This window comes from Enterococcus quebecensis (assembly GCF_001730365.1).
Classification (GTDB): Bacteria; Bacillota; Bacilli; order Lactobacillales; family Enterococcaceae; genus Enterococcus_L; species Enterococcus_L quebecensis.
In genome coordinates this window covers 170,701-195,185 of the sequence record NZ_MIKB01000015.1, presented here as the reverse complement: position 1 = coordinate 195,185, position 24,485 = coordinate 170,701, and the positions used below count along the sequence as shown (strand labels likewise).

Below are 24,485 nucleotides of genomic sequence, written 5' to 3'. Positions count from 1 at the left end.
TACTAAATGAACCGCCTGAAAGAAAAATATATTAAAGAAATTACTCCAGCATTAGTGGAAAAATTTAATTATAGTTCAGTTATGCAAACACCTAAAGTTGATAAAATTGTTATTAACATGGGTGTGGGTGACGCTGTTTCAAACGCAAAAAACTTAGATAAAGCAGTTGAAGAATTAGCATTGATCACAGGTCAAAAACCTTTAATCACAAAAGCTAAGAAATCAATCGCTGGTTTCCGTTTACGTGAAGGAATGCCAATCGGTGCGAAAGTTACTTTACGCGGAGAAAGAATGTACGAATTTTTAGATAAATTAGTATCTGTTTCTCTACCTCGTGTACGTGACTTCCACGGAGTAAGCAAAAAAGCCTTTGATGGACGTGGTAACTACACTTTAGGTATTAAAGAACAATTAATCTTCCCAGAAGTTGATTATGATTTAGTAGATAAAGTACGCGGTATGGACATCGTTATTGTAACAACAGCAAACACAGATGAAGAATCTCGTGAATTGTTGGCACAATTAGGTATGCCATTCCAAAAATAATAAAAGGAGGCGAACTACGTGGCTAAAAAATCAATGATTGCTAAAAACAAACGCCCTGCAAAACATTCAACACAAGCGTATACTCGTTGTGAACGTTGCGGACGTCCACATTCAGTTTATCGTAAATTTCATCTTTGCCGTATTTGCTTCCGCGAACTTGCCTATAAAGGTCAAATTCCCGGCGTGAAGAAAGCTAGCTGGTAAACAAGTAAACTCGCATAAAGGAGGTAAATAGTTCAATGGTCATGACAGATCCAATTGCAGATTTTCTAACGCGCATTCGTAATGCAAACATGGTTAAACATGAAAGCTTAGAAGTGCCTGCGTCAAAAATCAAACGTGATATCGCTGAAATCTTGAAACGTGAAGGTTTTGTACGCGATGTAGAATATATTGAAGATGACAAACAAGGCGTGATTCGTGTTTTCCTTAAATATGGTAAAAACGAAGAACGTGTTATCACTAACTTAAAACGTATCTCTAAACCAGGTTTACGTGCTTATGTCAAATCTGACGAAGTACCTAAAGTATTAAACGGTTTAGGAATCGCAATTATCTCTACTTCTGAAGGTGTTGTAACTGATAAAGAAGCAAGAGCTAAAAACATCGGCGGCGAAGTAATCGCCTACGTATGGTAATTTAAAAAAACACACAAGGAGGTGTCTCTAAGTGAGCCGTATTGGTAATAAAATCGTTGTACTTCCTGCTGGCGTTGAAGTCAAACAAGAAGGAAACAACATTACTGTAAAAGGACCTAAAGGTGAATTAACACGTGAGTTCTCTGCTGATATCACAATGAATATCGAAGGAAACGAAGTAACATTCACTCGTCCAAATGATAGCAAAGACATGAAAACAATCCACGGAACAACTCGTGCGAACTTCAATAACATGGTTGTTGGTGTAAGTACAGGCTTTGAAAAAGGACTTGAACTTATCGGGGTTGGTTATCGTGCTCAAATGCAAGGAACTAAATTAGTTCTTAACGTTGGATACTCTCATCCAGTAGAAATCACACCACCAGCTGGTGTAACTGTAGAAGTACCTTCGAACACACAAGTAGTTGTAAAAGGCGCTAACAAAGAACACGTTGGTGAATTAGCAGCAAACATCCGTGGCGTTCGTCCACCAGAACCTTATAAAGGTAAAGGAATCCGCTATGTTGGTGAATTCGTACGCCGTAAAGAAGGTAAAACTGGTAAATAATAGCAGCTTGAGAGTTATTTTTCAATTAAGTTTGGAAAATAACGATCCGTTGTTTATCGCAGCTTGATAGCTAGCAAATATAAAGAGGTGACAATTGTGATTACAAAACCAGATAAAAACAAAACACGTCAGAAGAGACATCGCCGTGTACGTAACAAAATCTCTGGTACTGCTGAGTGCCCACGCTTGAACGTTTTCCGTTCTAACAAAAACATCTACGCGCAAATTATTGATGACGTAGCGGGTGTAACGCTAGCAAGTGCCTCTGCCTTAGATAAAGAAATTTCAGGTGGAAACAAAACAGAAACAGCCGCAGCTGTTGGTAAATTAATCGCTGAACGTGCCGCTGAAAAAGGCGTTAAAGTAGTAGTCTTTGACCGTGGTGGATACCTTTACCATGGCCGCGTGCAAGCTTTAGCTGAAGCAGCGCGTGAAAATGGACTAGAATTTTAGGAGAAGGAGGAACACCATTCATGGTTTATATTGATCCAAAACACTTGGAATTAGAAGATCGCGTTGTTGCTATCAACCGTGTAACTAAAGTTGTTAAAGGTGGACGTCGTCTACGCTTTGCTGCATTAGTTGTTGTGGGAGATAAAAACGGTCACGTTGGCTTTGGGACTGGTAAAGCACAAGAAGTGCCAGAAGCAATCCGTAAAGCAATCGAAGACGCGAAGAAAAACTTAGTTGAAGTGCCTATGGTTGGTTCTACTATCCCTCACGAAGTGATTGGGGTATTCGGTGGTGGCCGTATCCTTATGAAACCTGCAGTAGAAGGTTCTGGGGTAGCCGCTGGTGGACCAGTTCGTGCCGTATTGGAATTAGCTGGTGTAGCAGATATTACATCAAAATCATTAGGCTCAAACACACCAATCAACGTTGTTCGTGCAACAGTTGAAGGGTTAAAACAATTAAAACGTGCCGAAGAAGTGGCAGCACTTCGTGGTAAATCTGTAGAAGAAATCTTAGGATAAGGAGGACATAAGAATGGCTGAATTAAAAGTTACATTAAAACGCAGCGTTATCGGACGTCCTCAAAACCAAAAAGATACAGTTAAAGCATTAGGTTTAGGAAAAGTAAACAGCTCTGTTGTGAAACCTGCTAATGAAGCAATTAAAGGTATGATCAACACTGTGTCACATTTAGTGGACGTTGAAGAAGTTTAATTTACAATAGTACATTGTTAAGGAGGTGCCAAACCAATGAAACTTCATGAATTGAAACCTGCTGAAGGTTCACGCCAAGTACGTAACCGTGTTGGACGTGGTACTTCATCTGGTAATGGTAAAACTGCCGGCCGTGGACAAAAAGGGCAAAAAGCTCGTTCAGGTGGTGGTGTAAGACTTGGATTTGAAGGGGGTCAAACTCCATTATTCCGTCGTTTACCAAAACGCGGCTTCACAAACATCAACCGTAAAGATTATGCAGTCATCAACTTAGATGTCTTAAATCGTTTCGAAGATGGAACTGAAGTTACACCTGCTGGACTTATCGAAGCTGGAATCGTTAAAAACGAAAAAGCTGGTATCAAAGTTTTAGCTAATGGTGAGTTAACAACTAAAAAATTAACTGTGAAAGCAGCTAAATTCTCTAAAGCAGCAGAAGAAGCAATTGTTGCAGCTGGTGGAACAATCGAGGTGATCTAATGTTTAAACTATTAAAAGATGCTTTTAAAGTCAAAGACATTAGATCAAAAATTTTGTTTACTGTATTCATTCTTTTTGTATTTCGTTTAGGTGCGCATATAACTGTACCTGGCGTAAATGCAAAAGGATTGCAAGACTTAAGCAATTTGCCATTTTTAAATATGTTGAATATGGTTAGTGGTAGTGCAATGCAAAACTTCTCCATCTTCTCGATGGGGGTTTCGCCTTACATTACAGCATCAATCATCATTCAATTATTACAAATGGATATCATTCCTAAATTTGTAGAATGGTCGAAGCAAGGTGAAGTTGGACGTAAGAAGTTGAATCAAGCAACAAGATATTTAACGATTTTCTTGGGTATTGCTCAATCTATGGGTATTACAGCTGGATTCCAAAGCTTAAGTCAAGCTGGGATCGTAAAAAATCCTAATATCAACACCTATGTGATGATCGCTGTGATTTTAACCGGTGGAACAATGTTTGTTACTTGGTTAGGAGAACAAATTACTGAAAAAGGAATCGGAAACGGTGTTTCAATGATTATCTTCGCGGGGATTATTTCTCGCTTACCAGAAGGAATTAAAGAAATCGTTGATGATTACTTTATCAATATTGAATCTTCTAAAATTTGGCAATCTGCGATTTTTATTGTGATTTTGATTATTGCAATTTTAGCTGTTGTTACATTAGTAACATTTTTCCAGCAAGCAGAACGAAAAATTCCAATCCAATATACAAAACGTGTCTCAGGTGCGCCGACTAGTAGTTATTTACCATTAAAAGTAAATGCTGCAGGTGTTATCCCAGTTATCTTTGCCAGTTCGTTGATCGCAACGCCAAATGCCGTTTTACAAGCCTTCTCTAAGAGTTATTCTGGTGAAGGATGGTACGATATAATGACACAAATTTTTAGTTACAATACCGTTCCAGGTGCGATTATTTATACTGTACTGATCGTTGCTTTCACATTCTTCTATGCTTTTGTTCAAGTTAACCCTGAGAAATTAGCGGAAAACTTACAAAAACAAGGAAGCTATATTCCAAGCGTACGACCAGGTAAAGGGACAGAAGAATATATTTCTGGAATGTTAATGAGACTAAGTGTTGTCGGTTCTATATTCCTAGGTTTGGTTGCATTACTGCCAATCATTGCTCAAATGATTTGGAAGTTACCGCAGTCTATCGGTTTAGGAGGAACTAGCTTACTGATTGTGATTGGTGTTGCTTTAGAAACAGCTAAACAATTAGAAGGTTTAATGTTGAAACGTCAATATGTTGGCTTTATCAATAAGTAGGAATAGTGTGTTGAGGATTATCCTCAGCACCGTTCTCTCATTGGGCTAGCTTCAAAAGCCAGCCTTTAAAATTAGGAGGAAAAGAAATGAACCTCATTTTAATGGGATTGCCTGGAGCAGGCAAAGGAACTCAAGCAGAAAAAATCGTTGATACTTACGATATTCCACATATTTCTACAGGAGATATGTTCCGTGCTGCTATGAAAAACGAAACTGCTCTTGGCTTAGAAGCGAAATCTTATATCGATAAAGGTGCTTTGGTTCCAGACGATGTAACGAATGGAATTGTCAAAGAACGATTGGCTGAACCTGATACTGATAAAGGTTTTTTATTAGATGGTTTTCCGCGGACTTTGGATCAAGCAGAAGCATTAGATAAAATGCTAAAAGAATTAAATAAAGAAATTGATGCTGTCATCGACATCCATGTTGAAGAAGAAATTTTAGTTGAACGCTTAGCTGGTCGGTTTATCTGCCGTACTTGTGGAGCAACTTACCATAAGATCTTCAATCCTCCTACTGTAGAAGGAACATGTGACCGTTGTGGCGGACATGATTTTTATCAAAGAGAAGATGATAAGCCTGAAACGGTCAAAAACCGTCTGGCAGTAAATATCAAAAGCAGTGCACCGATTTTAGACTTTTATAAAGCTAAAAACGTATTGCACACAATAGATGGTAATCGCGATATCGATGCTGTTTTTTCTGAAGTGAAGCAAATCATTGAAAAAAGATAGTTGTTTGAATTGCCCGCAGCCTACCATTTTGTTTGATTCAGATTCTCTTGCCAAATAGAATAGTTTATGATAGAATATATCAGTCCGACTTCTACCTTTTTTAAGAAGAAGTTTAATTGAAAATTCTGGGTGGGAGCTGAAGTTTCCGCCATTTTATCGTGTGAAAATGCGAAACAAGTACAAGGAGGTACTGTGCGTGGCAAAAGAAGATATGATTGAAGTCGAAGGTACAGTCGTCGAAACTTTGCCGAATGCAATGTTTAAAGTTGAACTAGAAAATGGACACCAAGTTCTTGCAACTGTTTCCGGTAAAATCCGTATGCACTATATTCGAATTTTACCTGGGGATAAAGTGACTGTAGAGTTATCTCCATACGATTTAACTCGTGGTCGAATCACTTATCGCTTTAAATAATTGTACTCCGTAAAATTCAGGGAGGTATTATCATGAAAGTAAGACCATCAGTAAAACCAATGTGTGAACATTGTAAAGTAATTCGCCGTAAAGGACGTGTTATGGTCATTTGCCCAGCAAATCCAAAACATAAACAACGTCAAGGATAATAGGAGGTGTAACGTAGAATGGCTCGTATTGCAGGAGTAGACATCCCTCGTGATAAACGTGTAGTAATTTCCCTTACTTATATTTTTGGTATTGGTAACACTACTGCTAAAAAAGTTTTAGCAAACGTTGGTGTATCTGAAGATATTCGTGTTCGTGATTTAACGAATGACCAAACAGATGCTATCCGTGCGGAAATTGATAAGTTAAAAGTTGAAGGTGATCTTCGTCGTGAAGTGAACTTAAACATCAAACGTTTGATGGAAATCGGTTCATACCGTGGTATCCGTCATCGTCGTGGATTACCAACTCGTGGACAAAACACGAAAAATAATGCACGTACTCGTAAAGGCCCAGCTCGTACTGTAGCAGGCAAGAAAAAATAATTCCTAAGTGAAGGAGGTTAGATCTTCATGGCAGCAAAAAAAGTTAGTCGTAAACGCCGTGTGAAAAAGAATATAGAAACTGGGATTGCACATATCCATTCTACATTCAATAATACAATTGTAATGATCACTGACAGTCATGGTAATGCATTAGCATGGTCATCAGCAGGATCATTAGGCTTTAAAGGAAGTAAAAAATCAACACCGTTTGCAGCTCAAATGGCCGCAGAAGCTGCAACTAAAGCAGCACAAGAACACGGACTAAAAACTGTTGATGTAACAGTTAAAGGACCAGGTTCTGGACGTGAAGCAGCGATTCGTTCATTGCAAGCAACAGGTTTAGAAGTGACTGCAATTCGTGACGTGACTCCAGTTCCTCATAATGGATGCCGCCCTCCAAAACGCCGTCGTGTTTAATGAGTGCCACTCATTCTGAGTTTGAATTAAGAACGTCATTGAACAAGACACTTTTCGTTTTGAAAGGGGTATAGATAAGAATGATTGAATTTGAAAAACCAAGAATCGAAAAAATTGATGAGAATAGAGATTATGGCAAGTTCGTCGTTGAACCACTGGAAAGAGGTTACGGGACTACTTTAGGTAATTCTCTACGTCGTATTTTATTATCTTCTCTGCCGGGAGCGGCTATTACAAATATTCAGATCGATGGTGTGTTGCATGAATTCTCTACCATTAAAGGTGTGAGAGAAGACGTAACTCAAATTATTTTGAATATTAAAGGTTTAGCTCTTAAGCTTTATGCAGAAGAAGAAAAAACCCTTGAGATCGATATTACAGGACCTGCTACAGTAACTGCTGGCGATATTATCGTTGACAGCGATGTTGAGATCTTGAATAAAGATTTAATTATCTGTAGTGTCTCTGAAGGAGCTACTTTCCATGCTCGCTTAACAGTGAAACCTGGTCGTGGCTATGTTCAAGCAGACGAAAACAAAAAGGAAGATATGCCAATTGGTGTTCTCCCTGTTGATTCCATCTATACACCAGTTCGCCGTGTAAACTACCAAGTAGAAAACACTCGTGTTGGTCGTCGTGATGACTTCGACAAATTAACAATGGAAATATGGACTGATGGTTCAATCATTCCTCAAGAAGCCCTTAGCTTAGCTGCTAAGATTATGACGGAGCATTTAGACATCTTTGTTAACCTTACTGATGAAGCGAAAAACGCTGAAATCATGGTTGAAAAAGAAGAAACACAAAAAGAAAAAATGCTAGAAATGACCATCGAAGAACTAGACTTGTCTGTTCGTTCATACAACTGTTTAAAACGTGCAGGTATTAACACTGTACAAGAACTTACAAATAAATCTGAACCAGAAATGATCAAAGTACGTAATTTAGGTCGTAAATCTCTTGAAGAGGTTAAACTAAAACTACATGATTTAGGTTTAGGCTTACGTAAAGACGATTAATACTTTTTACGAAGGAGGAAAACCAACGTGGGTTATCGTAAATTAGGACGCACATCAAGCCAACGTAAGGCAATGTTGCGTGACTTAACTACTGATTTAATTATCAATGAACGTATCGTTACGACTGAAGCTCGTGCGAAAGAAGTTCGTTCTACAACAGAAAAAATGATTACTTTAGGCAAACGTGGAGATCTTCATGCTCGTCGTCAAGCAGCTACTTTTGTACGTAATGAAGTTGCTAGCGTACGTGAAGAGAACGAAGCAATCGTTGTTGAATCAGCTTTACAAAAGTTATTCAATGATCTTGCACCTCGTTACGCAGAACGCCAAGGTGGTTACACTCGTATCTTGAAGACAGAACCAAGACGCGGAGATGCAGCACCAATGGTAATTATCGAATTTGTTAAATAATCAAACTATACCGTCACTTTATAGATGATTCTTTTAGAGTGTTATGATGTTGGAGGCGACTCCTAGTCTAGCTCAACGCTTTCCCTGTCGGATTTATTCGGCAGGGGAGCACTCATCATATGATAAGGTGTATTTTTTTGTCCTAAGAATTTATTCTTAGGGCTTTTTTGTTTCAAACAGTAAAAATCAATTATCATTGTTATGTTATTGCATCTGGGTGTAAATTTTAGTATACTTTTATTAGTCGGAATTTTCTGATAAAAGAAGAGGAGTTTTAAAGGGGGAGTAACATGGCACAAATGACAGCTTTTACGTTACTGATGGGGATATTATATATCGGAGACGTTGTATCAACTAAGACAAAAGCGTGGATTTCATCCGTTTTTGTTTGTGCAGTATTATTTATTATTGGTTATTGGACATTTTTCCCAGAGAATATCGTTGAGATTGCAGGTATACCACCTGTAGTTGCTACATTATTGATGTATCTGCTGATTACTAACATGGGGACATTATTATCGATTAAAGAACTAGCAAATCAATGGAAAACCATCGTAATCACACTTTCAGGGATTTTAGGCATTGTTGTATTATTATTGACAGTGGGATCATTGATGTTTGATTTTAAAACCGTCTTAGTAGCAGTACCTCCATTAGTTGGTGGGGTAGTTTCGTCATTGATTATGTCAGAAGCAGCTCAAACGGCAGGGCTAACATCATTATCGGTATTAGCCATTTTGATTTATGTCATGCAAGGTTTTGCTGGATATCCTTTAACGTCTATTATGCTGAAAAAAGAAGGAAAGCGAATGCTTGAAAAATATCGTAGTGGTGAATGGACACCAACTCATGAGGAAGAGAATAATCAAACTGAGACGTTGGATGAAGATACCCCAAAATTGTTTAATAAAATACCTAAAAAGTATCATACTGATTTTTCACGAATCTTTCGTTTAGCAATTGTAGCTTTACTAGCGTATTATGTCTCTGTATTCTGCGCATCTTTTCTAACGATTAGTCCATTTGTTTTATGCTTATTCTTTGGTGTTGTTGCTTCTTCAGTAGGATTTCTGGAAAAACAACCGCTGAAAAAAGCAAATAGTTTTGGATTTGCTATTTTAGGATTAATGCTGTTTATTTTTGATGGCTTAAAAAAAGCGACACCTGAGATGTTAGAAGAATTATTGGTGCCAATGGTAGGGATTATTATTGTAGGTGTTATTGGAATGTATGTCTTTTCTGCTGTTGTTGGAAGACTATTGGGCGTTAGTAAAGAAATGGCATTTGCAGTATCTCTGACAGCCTTATATGGCTTTCCAGCAGATTATATTATTACGAATGAAGTCATTCAGTCATTAACGGAAGATGAAAAAGAAAAAGAAGCATTGACAAGCCATATGATGCCGCCGATGCTAGTTGCTGGATTTATAACTGTCACGATTGTATCTGTTATACTAGCAGGAATCTTTTCGAGTATTTTACTGAGTTTATAGAAATGAGGAAATCAGATGAAAGAAATAAACACTTTGATTCAAAAATATAAAGAAGAAATGATTGATTTTAGAAGAGATTTACATCAACATCCAGAGTTACAATTTGAAGAATTTAGAACAACTGAAAGAGTTGCGGAAGCGTTAGATAAGATCGGTATTCCTTATCGTAAAACTGAACCGACAGGAATTATTGCAAACTTAGTCGGTGGACAACCGGGTAAAACAGTTGCGTTACGTGCAGATATGGATGCTTTGCCTGTTCAAGAATTAAACGATGGAATCTCATATAAATCATTAGAAGATGGAAAAATGCATGCATGTGGACATGATGCACATACAGCGATGCTTTTGACAGCTGCGAAAGCATTGAAAGAAGTTCAAAATGAGATCAAAGGAACAGTTCGATTTATTTTCCAGCCATCAGAAGAAAATGCTCAAGGTGCTAAAGCTATGGTAGCTCAAGGAGCGGTTGAAGGAGTGGATGATGTTTTTGGAATCCATATCTGGTCACAAATGCCTTCTGGAACAGCTTCTTGTGTTGTTGGTTCATCATTTGCATCAGCGGATATTTTTTCAATTGATTTTAAAGGACGAGGCGGACATGGTGCCATGCCTGACGCTTGTGTGGATGCTGCAGTGATCGCTTCTTCCTTCGTTATGAATGTACAGGCTGTTGTTTCCAGAGAGACAAATCCCTTAGATCCAGTAGTTGTGACGGTGGGGAAAATGGATGTGGGGACACGTTTTAATGTCATCGCTGAAAATGCTCGTTTAGAAGGAACAGTTCGGTGTTTTAGCATTGAGACACGTAATCGTGTAGAGAATGCTTTGAAGCGTTATGCAGAGCAAACAGCAGCGATGTACGGTGGAACTGCTGCAGTAGATTATAGTTACGGAACAGTTCCTGTGATCAATGATGAAGTAGATGCATTATTTGCTCAGGGAATCATTGAAGAAAACTTTGGTAAAGAAGCACTTATCCAAGAACCACCAACTACTGGTGGAGAAGACTTTAGTTATTTCACTGAAAATACTTCAGGGTGTTTTGCTTTAGTCGGTTGTGGAAATCCAGAAAAAGATACACAGTGGGCTCATCATCACGGACGATTCAATGTAGATGAAGATGCAATGGAAATTGGTGCGGAACTATATGCCCAATACGCATTTGAGTATTTAAATCAATAGATAATTATCTAAACGTATAGGATAGAACAAAACTAGCTTCTTAGTTTTGTTCTATTTTTTTATAATGGAATGAACTATCAAAAAACTTTCTGTCTTGACAGATAAGAATTCACATAACGGGTCTTATTTTGTTATAATAGAGCTTAGTGCAAAGATAAGAAGAGATGATTGAAAAAATACTGATTTTTTGTTAGTGTTAGTAAGACTAAATAATTGAGGGAGTACGCGATGCAACCGATCATTGAATTAAAAAATATCGATTTTAACTATCAACCTGAAGATGCTTCTCCCGCTTTGAAAGATGTATCATTTTCCATCCAACAAGGTGAGTGGATTGCAATTATTGGACATAATGGGTCAGGAAAATCAACGCTGGCAAAAACCATTAACGGATTACTGTTACCAGCTTCCGGTAGTATTGCTGTTGGCGGTAAGGAACTAAATGAAGACAACGTTTGGGATATCCGTCGTATGGTAGGAATGGTTTTTCAAAATCCAGATAATCAGTTCGTGGGATCAACCGTAGAAGATGATGTCGCATTCGGATTAGAGAACCAAGGGATTCCTCGCGATGAAATGCTTGAGAGAGTCAAAGATGCGTTAGAAAAGGTTCGAATGAATTCTTTTGCTACACGTGAACCAGCTCGTTTATCAGGCGGTCAAAAACAACGAGTTGCAATTGCAGGCGTTGTTGCTTTGCGCCCAGATATTATCATTTTAGATGAAGCCACAAGCATGCTTGATCCAGAAGGACGAGAAGAAGTTATTACCACAATCAAGAAAATCAAAGAAGAAAGCAATTTGACCGTGATTTCAATTACCCATGATATTGATGAAGCGGCGAATGCTAATCGAATTTTAGTGATGAAGCAAGGAGAACTTGTAGGGGAAGGCACACCAGCAGACATTTTCTCTGCTGGAACTGAACTGATCCAGATGGGCTTAGATTTGCCATTCCCAGAAAAATTGAAAATAGCGTTAAAACAACGTGGCGTTGATGTACCGAATGAGTATTTGACTGAAGAAAGGATGGTGGATTGGTTATGGACATCCGTTTTGAACAAGTAGATTTTACGTATCAGCCCAATACACCATTTGAACAGCGAGCATTATTTGATTTAAATTTGACGATAGAAGATGGTTCCTATACAGCGATTGTCGGTCACACAGGTAGTGGAAAATCCACTTTGCTGCAGCATTTAAATGCTCTGGTAAAACCGACGAAAGGCAAGGTAACGATTGGAGATCGAGAAATCATACCAGAAACAAATAATAAAAATCTTAAGCCCATTCGTAAAAAAGTCGGCATCGTATTTCAGTTTCCAGAAGCACAGTTATTTGAAGAAACAGTTGCTAAAGATATTGCTTTTGGACCTAAAAACTTTAGCGTGTCAGTAGAAGAGGCTGAAAGATTAGCAGCTGAAATGCTAGATTTAGTGGGATTGGATGCCAGTTATTTAGAGCGTTCTCCTTTTGAATTATCAGGAGGGCAAATGCGTCGTGTGGCAATTGCTGGTGTTTTAGCTATGGAACCAGAAGTTCTAGTATTAGATGAACCTACTGCTGGTTTAGATCCGCAAGGACGTAAAGAAATGATGGAGATGTTTCAGCGCCTTCATGAAGAACGTGGAATGACCATTGTCTTAGTTACCCATTTAATGGACGATGTTGCAAATTATGCGAATCATGTGATCGTCTTAGAGAAAGGCAAAATAGTCAAATCTGGAACACCTCAAGAGGTTTTTCAAAATATCCAGTGGCTAAAAGAAAAACAATTAGGCGTTCCTACTGCTGCTTCTTTTGCAGATAAATTAATGGCCAAAGGTGTTTCATTTGAAGAGTTGCCGTTAACAGCAGAAGCGTTGGCAGATGATTTGCTAAAAGATTTGCAAAAAGCAGGTGACAACTTATGATGAACAAGTTGATTTTTGGTCGCTATATTCCAGGAGATTCTTTTATCCATACAATGGATCCACGAGCAAAATTAATTGCCAGCTTTTATTTTATTGGGATTATATTTTTAGCTAATAATTGGCAAACATACGGTATTCTGGCTATTTTTACGTTATTTGCAATTTTTCTATCGAAAGTAAATATTCGTTTCTTTATTCGAGGAATCAAACCGTTGATTTGGTTGATTTTATTTACAGTTGCGCTGCAGATGTTATTTACACAAGGTGGAGATGTTTATTTTAGTTGGGGGATTTTTACCATTACCGAATTTGGTGTGGTCAATGGACTATTTATATTCTGTCGGTTTGTGTTGATTATTTTTATGTCTACATTATTGACGTTAACAACGCCACCCCTTGATTTATCAGATGCTATTGAGTATTTATTGCGTCCTTTAAAAGTGGTTCGCTTTCCTGTCCATGAAGTATCTTTGATGTTGTCTATTGCATTACGTTTTGTCCCAACCTTGATGGATGAGACTGAAAAAATCATGAATGCACAACGTGCTAGAGGAGTGGATTTTGGTGAAGGGAATTTGATTCAGAAGATGAAAGCAGTAGTCCCTTTGCTGATTCCTTTATTTGTTAGTAGTTTTAACCGAGCAGAAGATTTAGCAACTGCTATGGAAGCTAGAGGATATCAAGGTGGAGAGGGGCGAACAAAATATAGAGTTCTGCACTGGCACTTGAAAGATACTGTCGTAATGCTGGCTTTTGCCGTCTTGACCGTAATCTTGATTTTAATAAGAAGTTAGAAGTAAAGGTGGAAAAGAAATGCCGCGTTATAAAGCAATAATTGCCTATGATGGAACGAATTTTAATGGCTTTCAAGCTCAACCAAATGGACGGACGGTTCAAGAAGAGATTGAAAAAACGTTAAGAAAAATGAATAATGGCAAAACAATCACGATTTTTGGTTCTGGACGTACGGATGCTGGTGTTCATGCTGCAGGACAAGTCATTCATTTTGACTATCCTCAGACCAGAGAGTTAGAGAAAATGCGTTATGCTTTAGATACTCAAACACCGGAAGATATCGCTGTAAAAAGCGTAGAGATCGTTTCAGATGAATTTCATGCTCGTTATCACGTTATAGAAAAGACCTATCAATTTCGCGTAGATATCGGCAAACCGAGAAGCCCATTTAAACGATTTTATGCTAGTTATTTTCCTTATCCAATTGATGAGGAAAAGATTCGCCGTGCATTATCAGACTTGTTAGGAACACATGATTTCACTTCATTTTGTGCATCTGGTACTGAGATAGAAGATAAGGTACGTACCATCCATGAAGCGAGTTTGGAAGTTAACGAAGCCGGAGATGAGTTGATTTTTACGTTTCGTGGCGACGGTTTTTTATATAAAATGATTCGGATCTTAGTAGGTACACTTCTTAAGATGGGAAATGGGCGTATGGATGAAACGATGATTCCAGAAATTCTTGCAGCGAAAGATCGAAACTTAGCTGGGCCTACTGCACATCCAGAAGGATTGTACTTGGTTGAAGTTAAGTATGAATAATTAAAATAAAAAAGTTCTCAGCATTTCAAATAGCTGAGAACTTTTTTGTCTATAATTATTTGAAAACACACTCAATGAGTGAAGCCATAAGATTGTAACCCATCGTCATCATGAAAAAGAATATGAGCTTGATTTAGTTCATTCAGTGCACTTTGCAAGTCCTTAATAAAATCATGAGCTAAATTCATTCCAAAGTCTTCCCGAACAACGATTCGTTGGACAAGGACATCATCCATATTTTTTGGTAAAGGATAAGTGGGAACTTGCCATCCTTTCATTCTTAACCGATCTGAAAGATCATAAAGTGTCCAATGTATGTTTTTATCTTTCTTAAGGGAGTAACAAATAACGGGTAAGTCATTCCCATCATTAATAACATCGAAATCACCAAATGTTGTCAGTTTTTTTCCTAAAAACTTGGCTACTAACCGTGTTTTTTGATGAATCGCTTGATAACCTTCAAATCCAAAACGTAAAAAATTATAGTATTGACCGATAATGTGAGATGCACTATGGGAAAAATTGATAGCCATTGTCGGCATAGTTCCGCCCAGATAGCTGACTTCAAAAATCAATTCTTCTGGCAGATATTTTTTTCCACGCCAGATGACCCAACCAACACCAGGATAAACTAAACCATATTTATGACCAGACGTGTTGATGGAAACAACATTATTTAATCGAAAATCCCAAATAAGCTCTGGATCAACAAACGGTGTAAAAAGTCCTCCTGATGCGCCATCTACATGAATAAATACTTTATAGTCCGTTGTTTGATTATATTGTTCAACTAAGTTGTTTAACTGTTCAATATCATCATATTTCCCTGTATAAGTGATACCAAGTATTCCAACAATACCAATGGTATATTCATCAACGTAGTCCATTACAGATTTAAGATTCAGAGTCATTTCTGCTTGTTCTATTGGTACTTCACGCAATTCTACATCCCAATAGACACCGAATTTTTCCCAACAAACTTGATAACCAGAAGAAATCACTAAATTGGGCTTTTTCTTGGTACTATCTAATCCAAGCTTCTGAACACGATTCCGCCATGCAAATTTCATAGCCATTCCTGCAAGCATACAGGCTTCTGAAGAACCTATTGTTGATGTTCCTAAATAGTCTTCTGAGTCATTGGCATGCCACAAGTCAGCAATCATATTGACACAACGGTTTTCTAATTCAGTCACTTGGGGGTACTCAGATTTATCGATGGCGTTTTTTTCTAAAGTGTTAGCCATCAAATCAATGGCCTCAGGTTCCATAAAAGTTTGGCAGAATGTGGCCAAATTTTGGCGAGCACTTCCTTCATCTAATAATTCATCTTTCACAAGTTGGTGGGCGATTCTGGGCTCAATTGGTTGTTGAGCTAAACGATAGTTGGGTAATATTTGCCCTTCTGCTTTTGTTCCGAAAATTGGTTCTAGGTAATCGTTATCTTCATGTCTCCTTTTTTTATGGATCATTTGTTATCACTCCCAAAGATTATTAAGACGTATTCTCTTATTATTAGTATATAACGTTTGAAGGGAGAAGTCTTACTTTAGGACACCTCTTCATAATTACTGAGAGTATTATTTTTTTTAATAATTAATAAATGAGTTATCATATAGAATAACCATGATTTTTTCTTTCTAATATAGAAAGCTGCAAGTCTATTTTTTGCAGTCTGGATACTCTATAATGGTGTTTTTTGATAAATAAAAGGGAGATTAGTGTATAAAAATTATATAAAACAGTTTGAAAATAACTTTAATTTGTAGTATTATTTCTTTTATTGTAAAAATACCAATAAAACAATAGAAGGTTGTCTAGAGAAAAATTAAATGCAGAGATCGTTCAAAAAACTAGAGGTGATCGTTCTGACAAAAGCTAGTATGAATATTCTATCTGTTAAATGATAAAAATTTTTATAAGGCCAGTAGTTATTGTAAAGGAGGCAGTAAAGAGTGAAAGAGTTCTTGAATAAATCAGATAATAATAAAGTAATGGTACTTGACTACTTAATAAGGGCATCAAGAGAGGTACCAGTAACGGAACTAGTTTCAGAAACCAAGCTGTCAAATAGCACAATTAATCATATCTTATACTCGTTTAAAGAAAATACATACATAAAAAAAGACAATCTACAATTGAATTACAATGAAGCTGGAAAATTACATTCTGTGAGAATCACCGATACTTCTATGATTGATGCGTCCTTCTTCTATCTAAAAAAATCGTTATTATTCATTACGATAAAAGAGTTATTTGAAGCGGGATATATTAATAGAGTAAAAATATGTGATAAGTACTTTATAAGTTCTTCGACATTTTCAAGAGTAAGGCAAAGGCTTTCTGAAATTTTAGAATCATTTGATCTGGAGTTAACTAGAGAGAATACTCTTGAAGGGGAAGAGTATAAAATTAGGAACTTCTACTTTTTATTTTTTTCCAATGCGTGTTCTAAGTGGCTTTTTTCTAAAGAAGCTTACAGTACACTAGAAGCTTCTTTAAAATCAGACTTTTTAAACTCTTTAAATTTTGATCCGTCACAAAAAGGCTTAGTGCGTCTATTTATGCACATCTGTAATACAAGAAATGCCCAAAAGCACTATGTGTCTGAGGTTACTTCAATTGAAATTAAAGGAAAAGGAAAATTACAAAAAATATTTCTAGATATTTACCAATATTTAAATAGTTATTTTCCTTATTATGAAAACATAGTGGAGGAAGCAAAATTTATTTTTGTATTTTGCACACGCCATCAGATTATTAAAATCGATTTACTAATAGAAGATGAAATTACTTTTGATACGAAAGATATTAACTACTTTGATTATGTAAAAAATTATTTGGTCGATGCTATACTTGTTCAGTTTTTCGATGGAGATGAACAGTGGCATAAAATGATAAATTTTGAGATCACTACTTTTCTACTTTTTGCATACACCAGTTTTTCAGATGCAAGAAGATTTCTATACATTTATGACGATGATAATTATGAGAGTAAAAACAATTATGAAAAGCAAATCTATAATAGGGTCATTGAAATACTGAATAATATGGAGCAAGATTTATTATGGGGCTTCTTCGGTATTGAGTTGAATGATTTCGATAAAAAAGGTGCAATGTATAATAAATTATTTGTTTTAGTTTACAGTTTTTTGTCGAAAAAAGAGATGAACAAAGTCAGCAGAGAAAAAGTGATGATTTATGTTCAAAATTCTAGAGTGTACACGGGAGAGATCATAAAGGCTAAAATCAAGAAAATGTTTTCTGACAAAGTAGAACTCACTTCAGTATATTCAACAGATGTTGATCTGTTTATCACAGATAAAGAGTATGATAATGAGATAAGCTTTCCTAAAACTATTTATGTCACTACATTTTATGATACTCAAGCGATGGATAGATTATTTAACGAAATTTTTCTGGAAATTATCAAACAAATTAATAATGAGCATCTATAATTTAAATGAAAAAGAGCGATTTTGATATCAAAATCGCTCTTTTTTTGATGGAAAAATGATGAAAATTAATATATTCTGTTTTTTTATTCATTTATTTTAATTTTTAACTTAATTGATAAAGGCTGTTTTAAAGAGCTTTGGGAGGAGTTTATTTTTTTTGTATACACGGATTTCAATTAATTTACGTTTTTCAAAAAAAAATGAAATTAAAAGTGTGGTTAAAAATGATATAAATAATACATGGAATATATGAATTTTATATATAACTAAAACATAAGAGCATGAAATGATAGAAAGTACATATTTAGGAGGAACAAAATGATAAAGCTAGGAGTAATTATACTATCTGGTGAAGCAGATTTTCAAAATTTGGAATTATCAAGTACAGGAGAGATAGAATTTTTGGAAATTAATAATAATGACTTTTCAATAGTACAGACTATAGATGGAGTGATTATTGTTGACGAGCATCAACAAAGTATTAGTAAAAGTTGTGGCTTGATTACACAATTAAGAAATCATCCAAAACTTTTAATTTGGATGTATGGGAAAGAAATTTCTGAAGTGAATCGTCTAATTTATTTACAATTAGGAGTAGACGGAAATATCACTGAAAAGGAAAAACAAGAACTATTTTTGATTGTTCGCAATACTGTTAGCAGAATCAAACAAAATAAAAAAGAAAACAAAGAATTACATTTGTTCAAACTACACAAAAAAAATCAGAGTGTTCTAACAGCTGAAGGCAAAGAAATCAGTTTGACAAATCTAGAATTCAAAGCGCTGAATCATCTTTGTCAGCAACCAGGGCAAGCACTAAGTTATAGTGAATTGTCTCAAGGGATTTGGGGAGAAAATATTGAACAATATCGACCAAGGCTCGCCAATGTTATTTTTCATATAAGAGAAAAATTAGAACAAGAACCCTATAACTTTCATGTTATAAAAACGGTCAGAAGTATAGGCTACATGTTTGTTCCTCCAGTATAATAGAAACATTTCTTTGTTTTCACATCTCTTTTGCCTAGTTCTTACTATAGTTAAGAATTTTTATAGCGTAAAAGAGATTTGAAATATATCATGTATAACCATATGTTGGTATACAGCAATAATTGAGGGAGGAGGAAAAAAATGAAAAAAATAAAAATAAGTATACTATTTTTAGTTGCTCTGATATCTGTAGTTTATTTGTATCAGACAAGCGAGGTTAAAGCGAATGAAGAATCCGATAGAGTTTCTGAAGAAGTTGTTCTTAGTAATGAAATAGAGCCTAATGCAAAGTCCGCTTCTTTATTAGCTGATGAATATCCGAGAGATGAGAATGGCGATATTCCGTTAGATTATAAGGAATCTGCTGAAGTTGATACAACAAAAATTCCAGCGTATCAAATAAAAGATATTCGCAATGATGCAGATTTTCAAGCTGCTTTTAAGGATCCCAATATTGTTGTGTTCAACATTGTAGCCGATTTTGCAATTACTGAATCCACCGGTGATGCTAACTATGTTACAAGTTCTGCCGCATGGAATCCAACTGGAAATCGAAGCATCGTTATTGAAGGAAATAATCACATTGTTGATTTTCGTGGAAGAGCCTTTAGAACGAGTAACGGTGCTTGGGATATAACGTTACAAAATTTAACAATGTATTCCCGTCATTATTATGGAGTAGTAACGACAAGGTTTGCTACGACTGCTAACCAAAATCTTTCAACTATTACGTATCATAATATTAAGCATACCGGTTCTCAACTGCTAAGAGCAGATGATACCCCAGTTAAATTTTCTGGGAACGTATCAACTAGTTTAGTGGCTTCCTATGTTTCACCTTTTGGAGGAGCTTCTTTTGCAACACAATCTTTTACTACTCAGCAAAATTTAGAGGTTGGAAATGCAATTGCTCTAGCTGGGACAACGTTGAATCTAATAGCAGGTAATGTTGGTAGTACTGATATTAAGGCAGGTGGGACTTTTGAAGTAAGCCCTAATGCTAATGTAACAATCGACAATACTGCTTCAACAGGGACTACTACGGGAGAATTGGCAGAAGCCTTGCTGATTTCAGGTAATTTGGATATGAAAGAACAATCCAAGTTATTAGTCAAAACAGTCAGACCCTATTCTGCAGTTCATTTAGCATCAGCAGGCAGTTTTTTAAAGATTGCGCGAAAAGCCAAACTTGATGTAAATGCGTTAGCAAATACACAAAATGATGCTGCGACAAGAAACGTTATTCGTTTAGGAACGAGTGCTGTACTATCTGTAGGTGAAGAGGGAATACTTTCCGTTTCTTCCACATACACAGGTGCAGGAACAGGCTCCGTTATTTATGCAGATAACTCAGCTACGTTTACAGTCGCGAAAAAAGGAACATTTTCTGTTGAAAGTGATGGAACGGGTTCAAAATCTTTAGTTAGAATGGGAACTAATGCAAAATTTCAATTTAGTGATGCTGAGCAAGTAGATATGAGATATATAGGCACACCAAACGCCGCATCCTCTCTTGTTGAAATGAGTGGAAGCGCAGGTTATTTTGATGTTGACGTTCAACGAGTAAAACAATGGAACCAAGGTAACTTAGGATCAGAGCCTAGCTATGATTGGTCCCCGATGTTTGGAATGCGTCTACCTTATAGTGCTCGCGTTATTAACAATGGAAGTATACAGGCACGTTCTACAAGTTCTACTGTGAGAACAAGTTTTATGAACTATTTTAATACTGGTCCCACAAAGGGTATACCAGGAGCACAGCGTATACTATTTGAATATATTCCAGATGTAAACGTATCTTTTGATAGTATATCTAATGATTTGATTACAGATATTAGCTCTACAACCGTCAAAGGAGTAACCAATCCAGATGCATATATTCGGATCAGTTATTATCCACCAGCAAATGGTAAAAACATAACAATTGAAAATAAAATACCTAGTCCAGTTGATAGACTTCCTGGAGAAGCATGGGATAATCAAAACTCTCCATTTACTACTAAAGGAGTTGGAGGTGTTGGTGGTGTTGCAGCAACATATAGTTATACATTACCAAATGACCAACATTTTGAAGCTGGCGGTGTAGTTGCAGTTTATGCTTTTAAAGAAGGTAAAGATGCGATGATTGGGCAAATTGTCCTTGATAAAACACCACCAACTGGAGAAGCTGCGGAATACCATGCTAGATTAGGAGATACTGCACCAACCCCAGGTAAACTTGTTAAAAATCCATCAGATACAAACCCTGCTACTCCTGCATTCAAGTATGAATTTGCAGAAGAAAATTCAGCAGCTGATATTGCGGCATTGATGAATGAGCAAGGCGAACATGATATTTATGTTTATCTTTTAGATGGGGCGACGGATACTGCTGGAAAGCCAGCGCCTAACAAAACGAAGATAAAATCTAAACTAATCGTTCACGATAGTTCAGATTTTGTTGAGGGGAATCCTATAACGGCAAAATCTTCAGAAATAAAGGCAATGACACCAAAAGAATTGTCTGATTTGATTCTACAAAGAAGTAAGGCTGTTGCTTCTAGTATTAAGGATGGTCGTTTAGTTGACTTAACAGATAAGATTGAAATCAGCGATTTTGGCGGTTTGTCTGTTGCTTCAACTGAGGGAATATTCACAGTAACCTTAACAGTAAAAGCAAGTGCAGCAGGTATTCCGGCAGATATTTCAGCACCAATTCAAGTCTTTATTCAAAACGATAACACTGAAGTATCTAAAGATGAAAAGTATGCATTAAGTGCATATGACTTCGATGTGGCGGCTAAAGACTATCCAACAACTGCTGAAGGTATCCTGTCTATGATCCGCGATCAAGAAACTGGCGGGAAATTACGATTGAGACAATTGTTACCAGCTCCGGCAGTTGACATGGATGTTTCTGAAATACAAATCGACACAAGTAATTTACCAGCACCCAAAACAGTAGGAGCAACAGTTCCAGCTGGAATATATTCAGTTCCACTATCTTATGGCACAGGAGACTCAGCTGTTGTAAAAACAATTAACGTAACAGTGGTAAAAAGTGAAGACCAGGTAACGATCGACTTTGTTGATGAAAAAGGAAAACCTATTCCTGATATAACCTCTGTAACAATCATTGGAAATATCGGAGATAAAGTTAATTTGAAAGAAAACAAGGACGTTCAAACCACTCTTGACGCAATTATTGCTAAAAGATACGTGTTGGATCAAGCACCAGTTGATGAAGAGGCTCTAGCAATTAAAGAAGGCGGCACCAATGTTAAATACGTGTTCAAAGGAACATTATCAATTGCTTCAATTCCAAATAAAATTGATTTTGGATTGAATAAATTTAAGGATAAGAATGTCCGTGTTGAATCACCAAACTTTGAACAACCATTAGCGGTTTGGGATAATCGTTCTGATTTAACAAATTGGACTTTAACAGCTAAAGTCACTAAAGTGTTAACCAATACTGGTGATGAAAAAACAAAATTGCCAGATGCCATTCGTTATAACGATGGTACTGATGATGAGATTATTCTAGGTTTGGATGATCCACAGCCGATTGTTAATAATCACCATACTACAGCAGGACTATTTGATGTCAATGCGAATGTTTGGAAAGATAATAAAGGATTAAAACTTGATGTAAAAGCTATTGACATTATAAAACTAGGTGAGTATCAAGGCGAAATCACTTGGGAAATAGCTGAAACACCATAGTAGCATAAAGGGAGCAGATAACTATGAAAAAGAAAAAACTATTTATTATCGTTCTCACTGCTGTTGCTTTTTGGGCTATTTCATTAGTTGTACCAGTACATGCTTACGCATCTGAAAATGGCGGAGCAGTTCAGACAAATGGAGTTATCAGCTTTTATGATGAAGATAGCGCTACGTCACCGAGTAGCTCTCAACAAAAAGAGAATCCTCAATTGGTTGAAAAACCAAAAGGAAGATATCCGTCTACGGGAGAACTAGTAAAAAAAAGTCTTTCCTTAAGTGGATTTATCCTGTTGCTTGCTGCGATCATTCTCTTTTTTTGGACACGTAAAAAGTCTAAGAAAGGAGATGTAGGTCAGTGAAACGTTATATAGAATCTTTATTACTACTTTTCCTTACCGTTAGCTTATCTCCAGCGATTAGTTTTGCTGAAGAAGTAAATGGAACAAGGGGAACAGGGACAATTCAATTTGAAAAAGGCTCAGGTGACGATCATGTCATATATGATCCAGAGCAACCGGAAGTAGCTGTAGATCCTGGAGAGAGCCCTAAAACAACAGGTGCATTAAGAATCGATTTTGTACCTACATTGAATTTTAGCGCGAACTCTATAAAAAAAGGAAAAAACAGTTCGGTTTTCTCGGCAAATGCGCAATTATTTCATGGTGAGACACCACCTAGAGGAAGTTTTATTCAAATCTCTGATTATCGGGGAAATGCTGGTGGTTGGACATTACAGATGAGACAAGAAACGCAATTTTCAAATAACGAAACATTAAATAATACGCTCAATGGAGCAGTAATTTCATTTGATAAATCGTGGGCAAGCTCTGCTTGGCCGAATACCGATGTCCCAAATGTTCAAAAAGATGTAATAAAAATCGAAAACATTGGTGATACGTATAATCTGGCGGAAGCTCAGAAAAATACTGGTGAAGGTTCATGGGCGATTGTCTTCGGTGCATCACAAGATAATCCAAAAAGTATGGCCTCTACACTAAAACCAAAAGTAGACAAACAAGGTAACCCAGTAACAGATCAAGTATTCGAAAATAAGCCTATTCATGAAAATAGTGCGATTTCTATTGAAATACCGAATGAAACAAAAATTGATCCTGTTACTTATCAAACTGAGATAACTTGGATTTTATCCGAGTTACCATAAATAACACACACAAACTAGGAGGAAACACATTATGAAACACACACACACATTATCAGGAGCAGCTTTATTAGCAGTATTAGGAGTAGCTTTAGCTGTACCAACAGCAACAAAAGCGGAAGCAAACCCATGGGCATCAAAAGGATCAGTAGAATTCGATAAAGATACTTCTGATTCAGGTGATATCACTGTTCCAGATACGGATACAGACATCACAATTACAGAACCAACACCAAATACTGAAGATAAAGACATGAAAATCAATGCAGCAACAGATTTAGATTTTGATAAGCACACTGATCTATATGACGGTAAAGCAAAAGAGTACAAAGCTAAAAAATTCAGTACAACAAACAAAGAAAATGATGAAGTAATTGAAATGCAACACTTTGTTCGTTTCCAAGACTATCGTGCAACAACAGATCACAAATATACTGTATCTGCAGCGATGACTTCACCTTTTACAAATAATGGTATGGTTTTAGAACAAGCTTCTATCATTTATAACAACTTAAGAACATTGACTTCTAAAAAAGACGCTAACCAAGATTTGATTCCTGTAGGAACTGCAACTGGAGCAGTAACATTAACTTCAGATGGTGCTTCTCAAACTTTCGTTACAAACACAGATCCTAAAAAAGGTTTTGGACAATTTGACTTATTGTTCGGTACTAACGAAACAGCAGAAGACTCTGTTAAATTAAGCATTCCAGCAGGTGTTACAATTGCTAAAGGTGTTTATACAGCAGATATCACTTGGACAATTGCTGACGTACCAGCAGCTGAATAA

General features: G+C 36.6%; 29 protein-coding genes. 28 read left to right on the top strand and 1 reads right to left on the bottom strand.

The window, feature by feature from the left end; all coding sequences use genetic code 11:
• The first annotated feature begins 6 nt into the window (after positions 1-6).
• The 22 genes from rplE to truA all read left to right on the top strand — a co-directional run bounded on the left by rplE (position 7) and on the right by truA (position 14,380).
• Entirely contained in the window at positions 7-546 is a 540-nt protein-coding gene (gene rplE, locus BCR23_RS10555) for a 50S ribosomal protein L5 (RefSeq protein WP_069635456.1), read from the top strand.
• Positions 547-564: 18 nt separating this feature from the next.
• Positions 565-750 carry a type Z 30S ribosomal protein S14 gene (locus BCR23_RS10550; protein WP_002356214.1) on the top strand — a complete coding sequence of 62 codons (186 nt, stop codon included), beginning with the start codon at positions 565-567 and terminating at the stop codon, positions 748-750.
• 35 nt (positions 751-785) lie between these two features.
• Positions 786-1,184, top strand: a complete 399-nt coding sequence (rpsH, locus tag BCR23_RS10545) for a 30S ribosomal protein S8 (RefSeq protein ID WP_010761677.1) — start codon at positions 786-788, stop codon at positions 1,182-1,184.
• A gap of 31 nt (positions 1,185-1,215) precedes the next feature.
• The gene (gene rplF, locus BCR23_RS10540; protein ID WP_069635455.1) at positions 1,216-1,752 is read left to right on the top strand and encodes a 50S ribosomal protein L6; all 537 of its coding nucleotides are present in this window, start codon (positions 1,216-1,218) and stop codon (positions 1,750-1,752) included.
• A gap of 96 nt (positions 1,753-1,848) precedes the next feature.
• Positions 1,849-2,205 (top strand): 50S ribosomal protein L18, encoded by a 357-nt coding sequence (gene rplR, locus BCR23_RS10535; protein ID WP_010761675.1) that lies wholly within the window; start codon positions 1,849-1,851, stop codon positions 2,203-2,205.
• Positions 2,206-2,225: 20 nt separating this feature from the next.
• The gene (gene rpsE / locus BCR23_RS10530) at positions 2,226-2,726 is read left to right on the top strand and encodes a 30S ribosomal protein S5 (RefSeq protein ID WP_069635454.1); all 501 of its coding nucleotides are present in this window, start codon (positions 2,226-2,228) and stop codon (positions 2,724-2,726) included.
• Between the two features lie 13 nt (positions 2,727-2,739).
• Positions 2,740-2,919 (top strand): 50S ribosomal protein L30, encoded by a 180-nt coding sequence (gene rpmD, locus BCR23_RS10525; RefSeq protein ID WP_069635453.1) that lies wholly within the window; start codon positions 2,740-2,742, stop codon positions 2,917-2,919.
• Positions 2,920-2,955: 36 nt separating this feature from the next.
• A complete protein-coding gene (rplO, locus tag BCR23_RS10520) occupies positions 2,956-3,399 on the top strand; it encodes a 50S ribosomal protein L15 (protein WP_069635452.1) in 444 nt (147 codons plus the stop codon).
• On the top strand, positions 3,399-4,697 hold the full coding sequence (secY, locus tag BCR23_RS10515; RefSeq protein WP_069635451.1) for a preprotein translocase subunit SecY: 1,299 nt from the start codon (positions 3,399-3,401) through the stop codon (positions 4,695-4,697). Before rplO ends, secY begins: the two co-directional genes overlap by 1 nt.
• Before the next feature lie 86 nt (positions 4,698-4,783).
• Positions 4,784-5,434: an adenylate kinase gene (locus tag BCR23_RS10510; protein WP_069635450.1), complete on the top strand. Its 651-nt coding sequence runs from the start codon at positions 4,784-4,786 to the stop codon at positions 5,432-5,434.
• Positions 5,435-5,630: 196 nt separating this feature from the next.
• The gene (gene infA / locus BCR23_RS10505; RefSeq protein ID WP_002356224.1) at positions 5,631-5,849 is read left to right on the top strand and encodes a translation initiation factor IF-1; all 219 of its coding nucleotides are present in this window, start codon (positions 5,631-5,633) and stop codon (positions 5,847-5,849) included.
• Between the two features lie 32 nt (positions 5,850-5,881).
• A complete protein-coding gene (gene rpmJ / locus BCR23_RS10500; protein WP_002288710.1) occupies positions 5,882-5,998 on the top strand; it encodes a 50S ribosomal protein L36 in 117 nt (38 codons plus the stop codon).
• An 18-nt stretch (positions 5,999-6,016) separates the two neighbouring features.
• Positions 6,017-6,382, top strand: a complete 366-nt coding sequence (gene rpsM / locus BCR23_RS10495; RefSeq protein ID WP_010761669.1) for a 30S ribosomal protein S13 — start codon at positions 6,017-6,019, stop codon at positions 6,380-6,382.
• Positions 6,383-6,409: 27 nt separating this feature from the next.
• A complete protein-coding gene (rpsK, locus tag BCR23_RS10490) occupies positions 6,410-6,799 on the top strand; it encodes a 30S ribosomal protein S11 (protein ID WP_010761668.1) in 390 nt (129 codons plus the stop codon).
• Positions 6,800-6,879: 80 nt separating this feature from the next.
• Positions 6,880-7,818, top strand: a complete 939-nt coding sequence (locus BCR23_RS10485) for a DNA-directed RNA polymerase subunit alpha (protein ID WP_010761667.1) — start codon at positions 6,880-6,882, stop codon at positions 7,816-7,818.
• A gap of 27 nt (positions 7,819-7,845) precedes the next feature.
• A complete protein-coding gene (gene rplQ, locus BCR23_RS10480) occupies positions 7,846-8,229 on the top strand; it encodes a 50S ribosomal protein L17 (protein WP_069635449.1) in 384 nt (127 codons plus the stop codon).
• 290 nt (positions 8,230-8,519) lie between these two features.
• A complete protein-coding gene (locus tag BCR23_RS10475; RefSeq protein WP_069635448.1) occupies positions 8,520-9,722 on the top strand; it encodes a hypothetical protein in 1,203 nt (400 codons plus the stop codon).
• Positions 9,723-9,737: 15 nt separating this feature from the next.
• Positions 9,738-10,907 (top strand): M20 family metallopeptidase, encoded by a 1,170-nt coding sequence (locus BCR23_RS10470; protein ID WP_069635447.1) that lies wholly within the window; start codon positions 9,738-9,740, stop codon positions 10,905-10,907.
• Positions 10,908-11,135: 228 nt separating this feature from the next.
• Positions 11,136-11,975, top strand: coding sequence for an energy-coupling factor ABC transporter ATP-binding protein (locus tag BCR23_RS10465; RefSeq protein ID WP_069635446.1), 840 nt, complete (start codon positions 11,136-11,138; stop codon positions 11,973-11,975).
• Positions 11,951-12,820, top strand: coding sequence for an energy-coupling factor ABC transporter ATP-binding protein (locus BCR23_RS10460; protein WP_069635445.1), 870 nt, complete (start codon positions 11,951-11,953; stop codon positions 12,818-12,820). Before BCR23_RS10465 ends, BCR23_RS10460 begins: the two co-directional genes overlap by 25 nt.
• Complete coding sequence (locus BCR23_RS10455) at positions 12,817-13,614, top strand: energy-coupling factor transporter transmembrane component T family protein (protein ID WP_069635444.1); 798 nt, start codon at positions 12,817-12,819, stop codon at positions 13,612-13,614. The genes BCR23_RS10460 and BCR23_RS10455 overlap by 4 nt, the downstream gene beginning before the upstream one ends.
• Before the next feature lie 19 nt (positions 13,615-13,633).
• Positions 13,634-14,380 carry a tRNA pseudouridine(38-40) synthase TruA gene (gene truA / locus BCR23_RS10450; RefSeq protein ID WP_069635443.1) on the top strand — a complete coding sequence of 249 codons (747 nt, stop codon included), beginning with the start codon at positions 13,634-13,636 and terminating at the stop codon, positions 14,378-14,380.
• 71 nt (positions 14,381-14,451) lie between these two features.
• Here truA and gad read toward each other — a convergent pair whose 3' ends face one another.
• Positions 14,452-15,852 carry a glutamate decarboxylase gene (gene gad, locus BCR23_RS10445; RefSeq protein WP_069635442.1) on the bottom strand — a complete coding sequence of 467 codons (1,401 nt, stop codon included), beginning with the start codon at positions 15,850-15,852 and terminating at the stop codon, positions 14,452-14,454.
• A gap of 483 nt (positions 15,853-16,335) precedes the next feature.
• Between gad and BCR23_RS10440 the strand changes: the two genes are divergently transcribed.
• From BCR23_RS10440 to BCR23_RS10415, 6 genes are all read left to right on the top strand, one after another.
• Positions 16,336-17,838, top strand: a complete 1,503-nt coding sequence (locus BCR23_RS10440) for a helix-turn-helix domain-containing protein (RefSeq protein ID WP_069635441.1) — start codon at positions 16,336-16,338, stop codon at positions 17,836-17,838.
• Positions 17,839-18,156: 318 nt separating this feature from the next.
• Positions 18,157-18,828: a winged helix-turn-helix domain-containing protein gene (locus BCR23_RS10435; RefSeq protein WP_069635440.1), complete on the top strand. Its 672-nt coding sequence runs from the start codon at positions 18,157-18,159 to the stop codon at positions 18,826-18,828.
• A 141-nt stretch (positions 18,829-18,969) separates the two neighbouring features.
• Positions 18,970-22,533 carry a pectate lyase-like adhesive domain-containing protein gene (locus BCR23_RS10430; protein ID WP_069635439.1) on the top strand — a complete coding sequence of 1,188 codons (3,564 nt, stop codon included), beginning with the start codon at positions 18,970-18,972 and terminating at the stop codon, positions 22,531-22,533.
• A 23-nt stretch (positions 22,534-22,556) separates the two neighbouring features.
• Complete coding sequence (locus BCR23_RS10425) at positions 22,557-22,895, top strand: LPXTG cell wall anchor domain-containing protein (RefSeq protein ID WP_069635438.1); 339 nt, start codon at positions 22,557-22,559, stop codon at positions 22,893-22,895.
• Positions 22,892-23,698 carry a WxL domain-containing protein gene (locus BCR23_RS10420; protein ID WP_069635437.1) on the top strand — a complete coding sequence of 269 codons (807 nt, stop codon included), beginning with the start codon at positions 22,892-22,894 and terminating at the stop codon, positions 23,696-23,698. The genes BCR23_RS10425 and BCR23_RS10420 overlap by 4 nt, the downstream gene beginning before the upstream one ends.
• A 31-nt stretch (positions 23,699-23,729) precedes the next feature.
• Positions 23,730-24,485 (top strand): WxL domain-containing protein, encoded by a 756-nt coding sequence (locus BCR23_RS10415; protein WP_069635436.1) that lies wholly within the window; start codon positions 23,730-23,732, stop codon positions 24,483-24,485.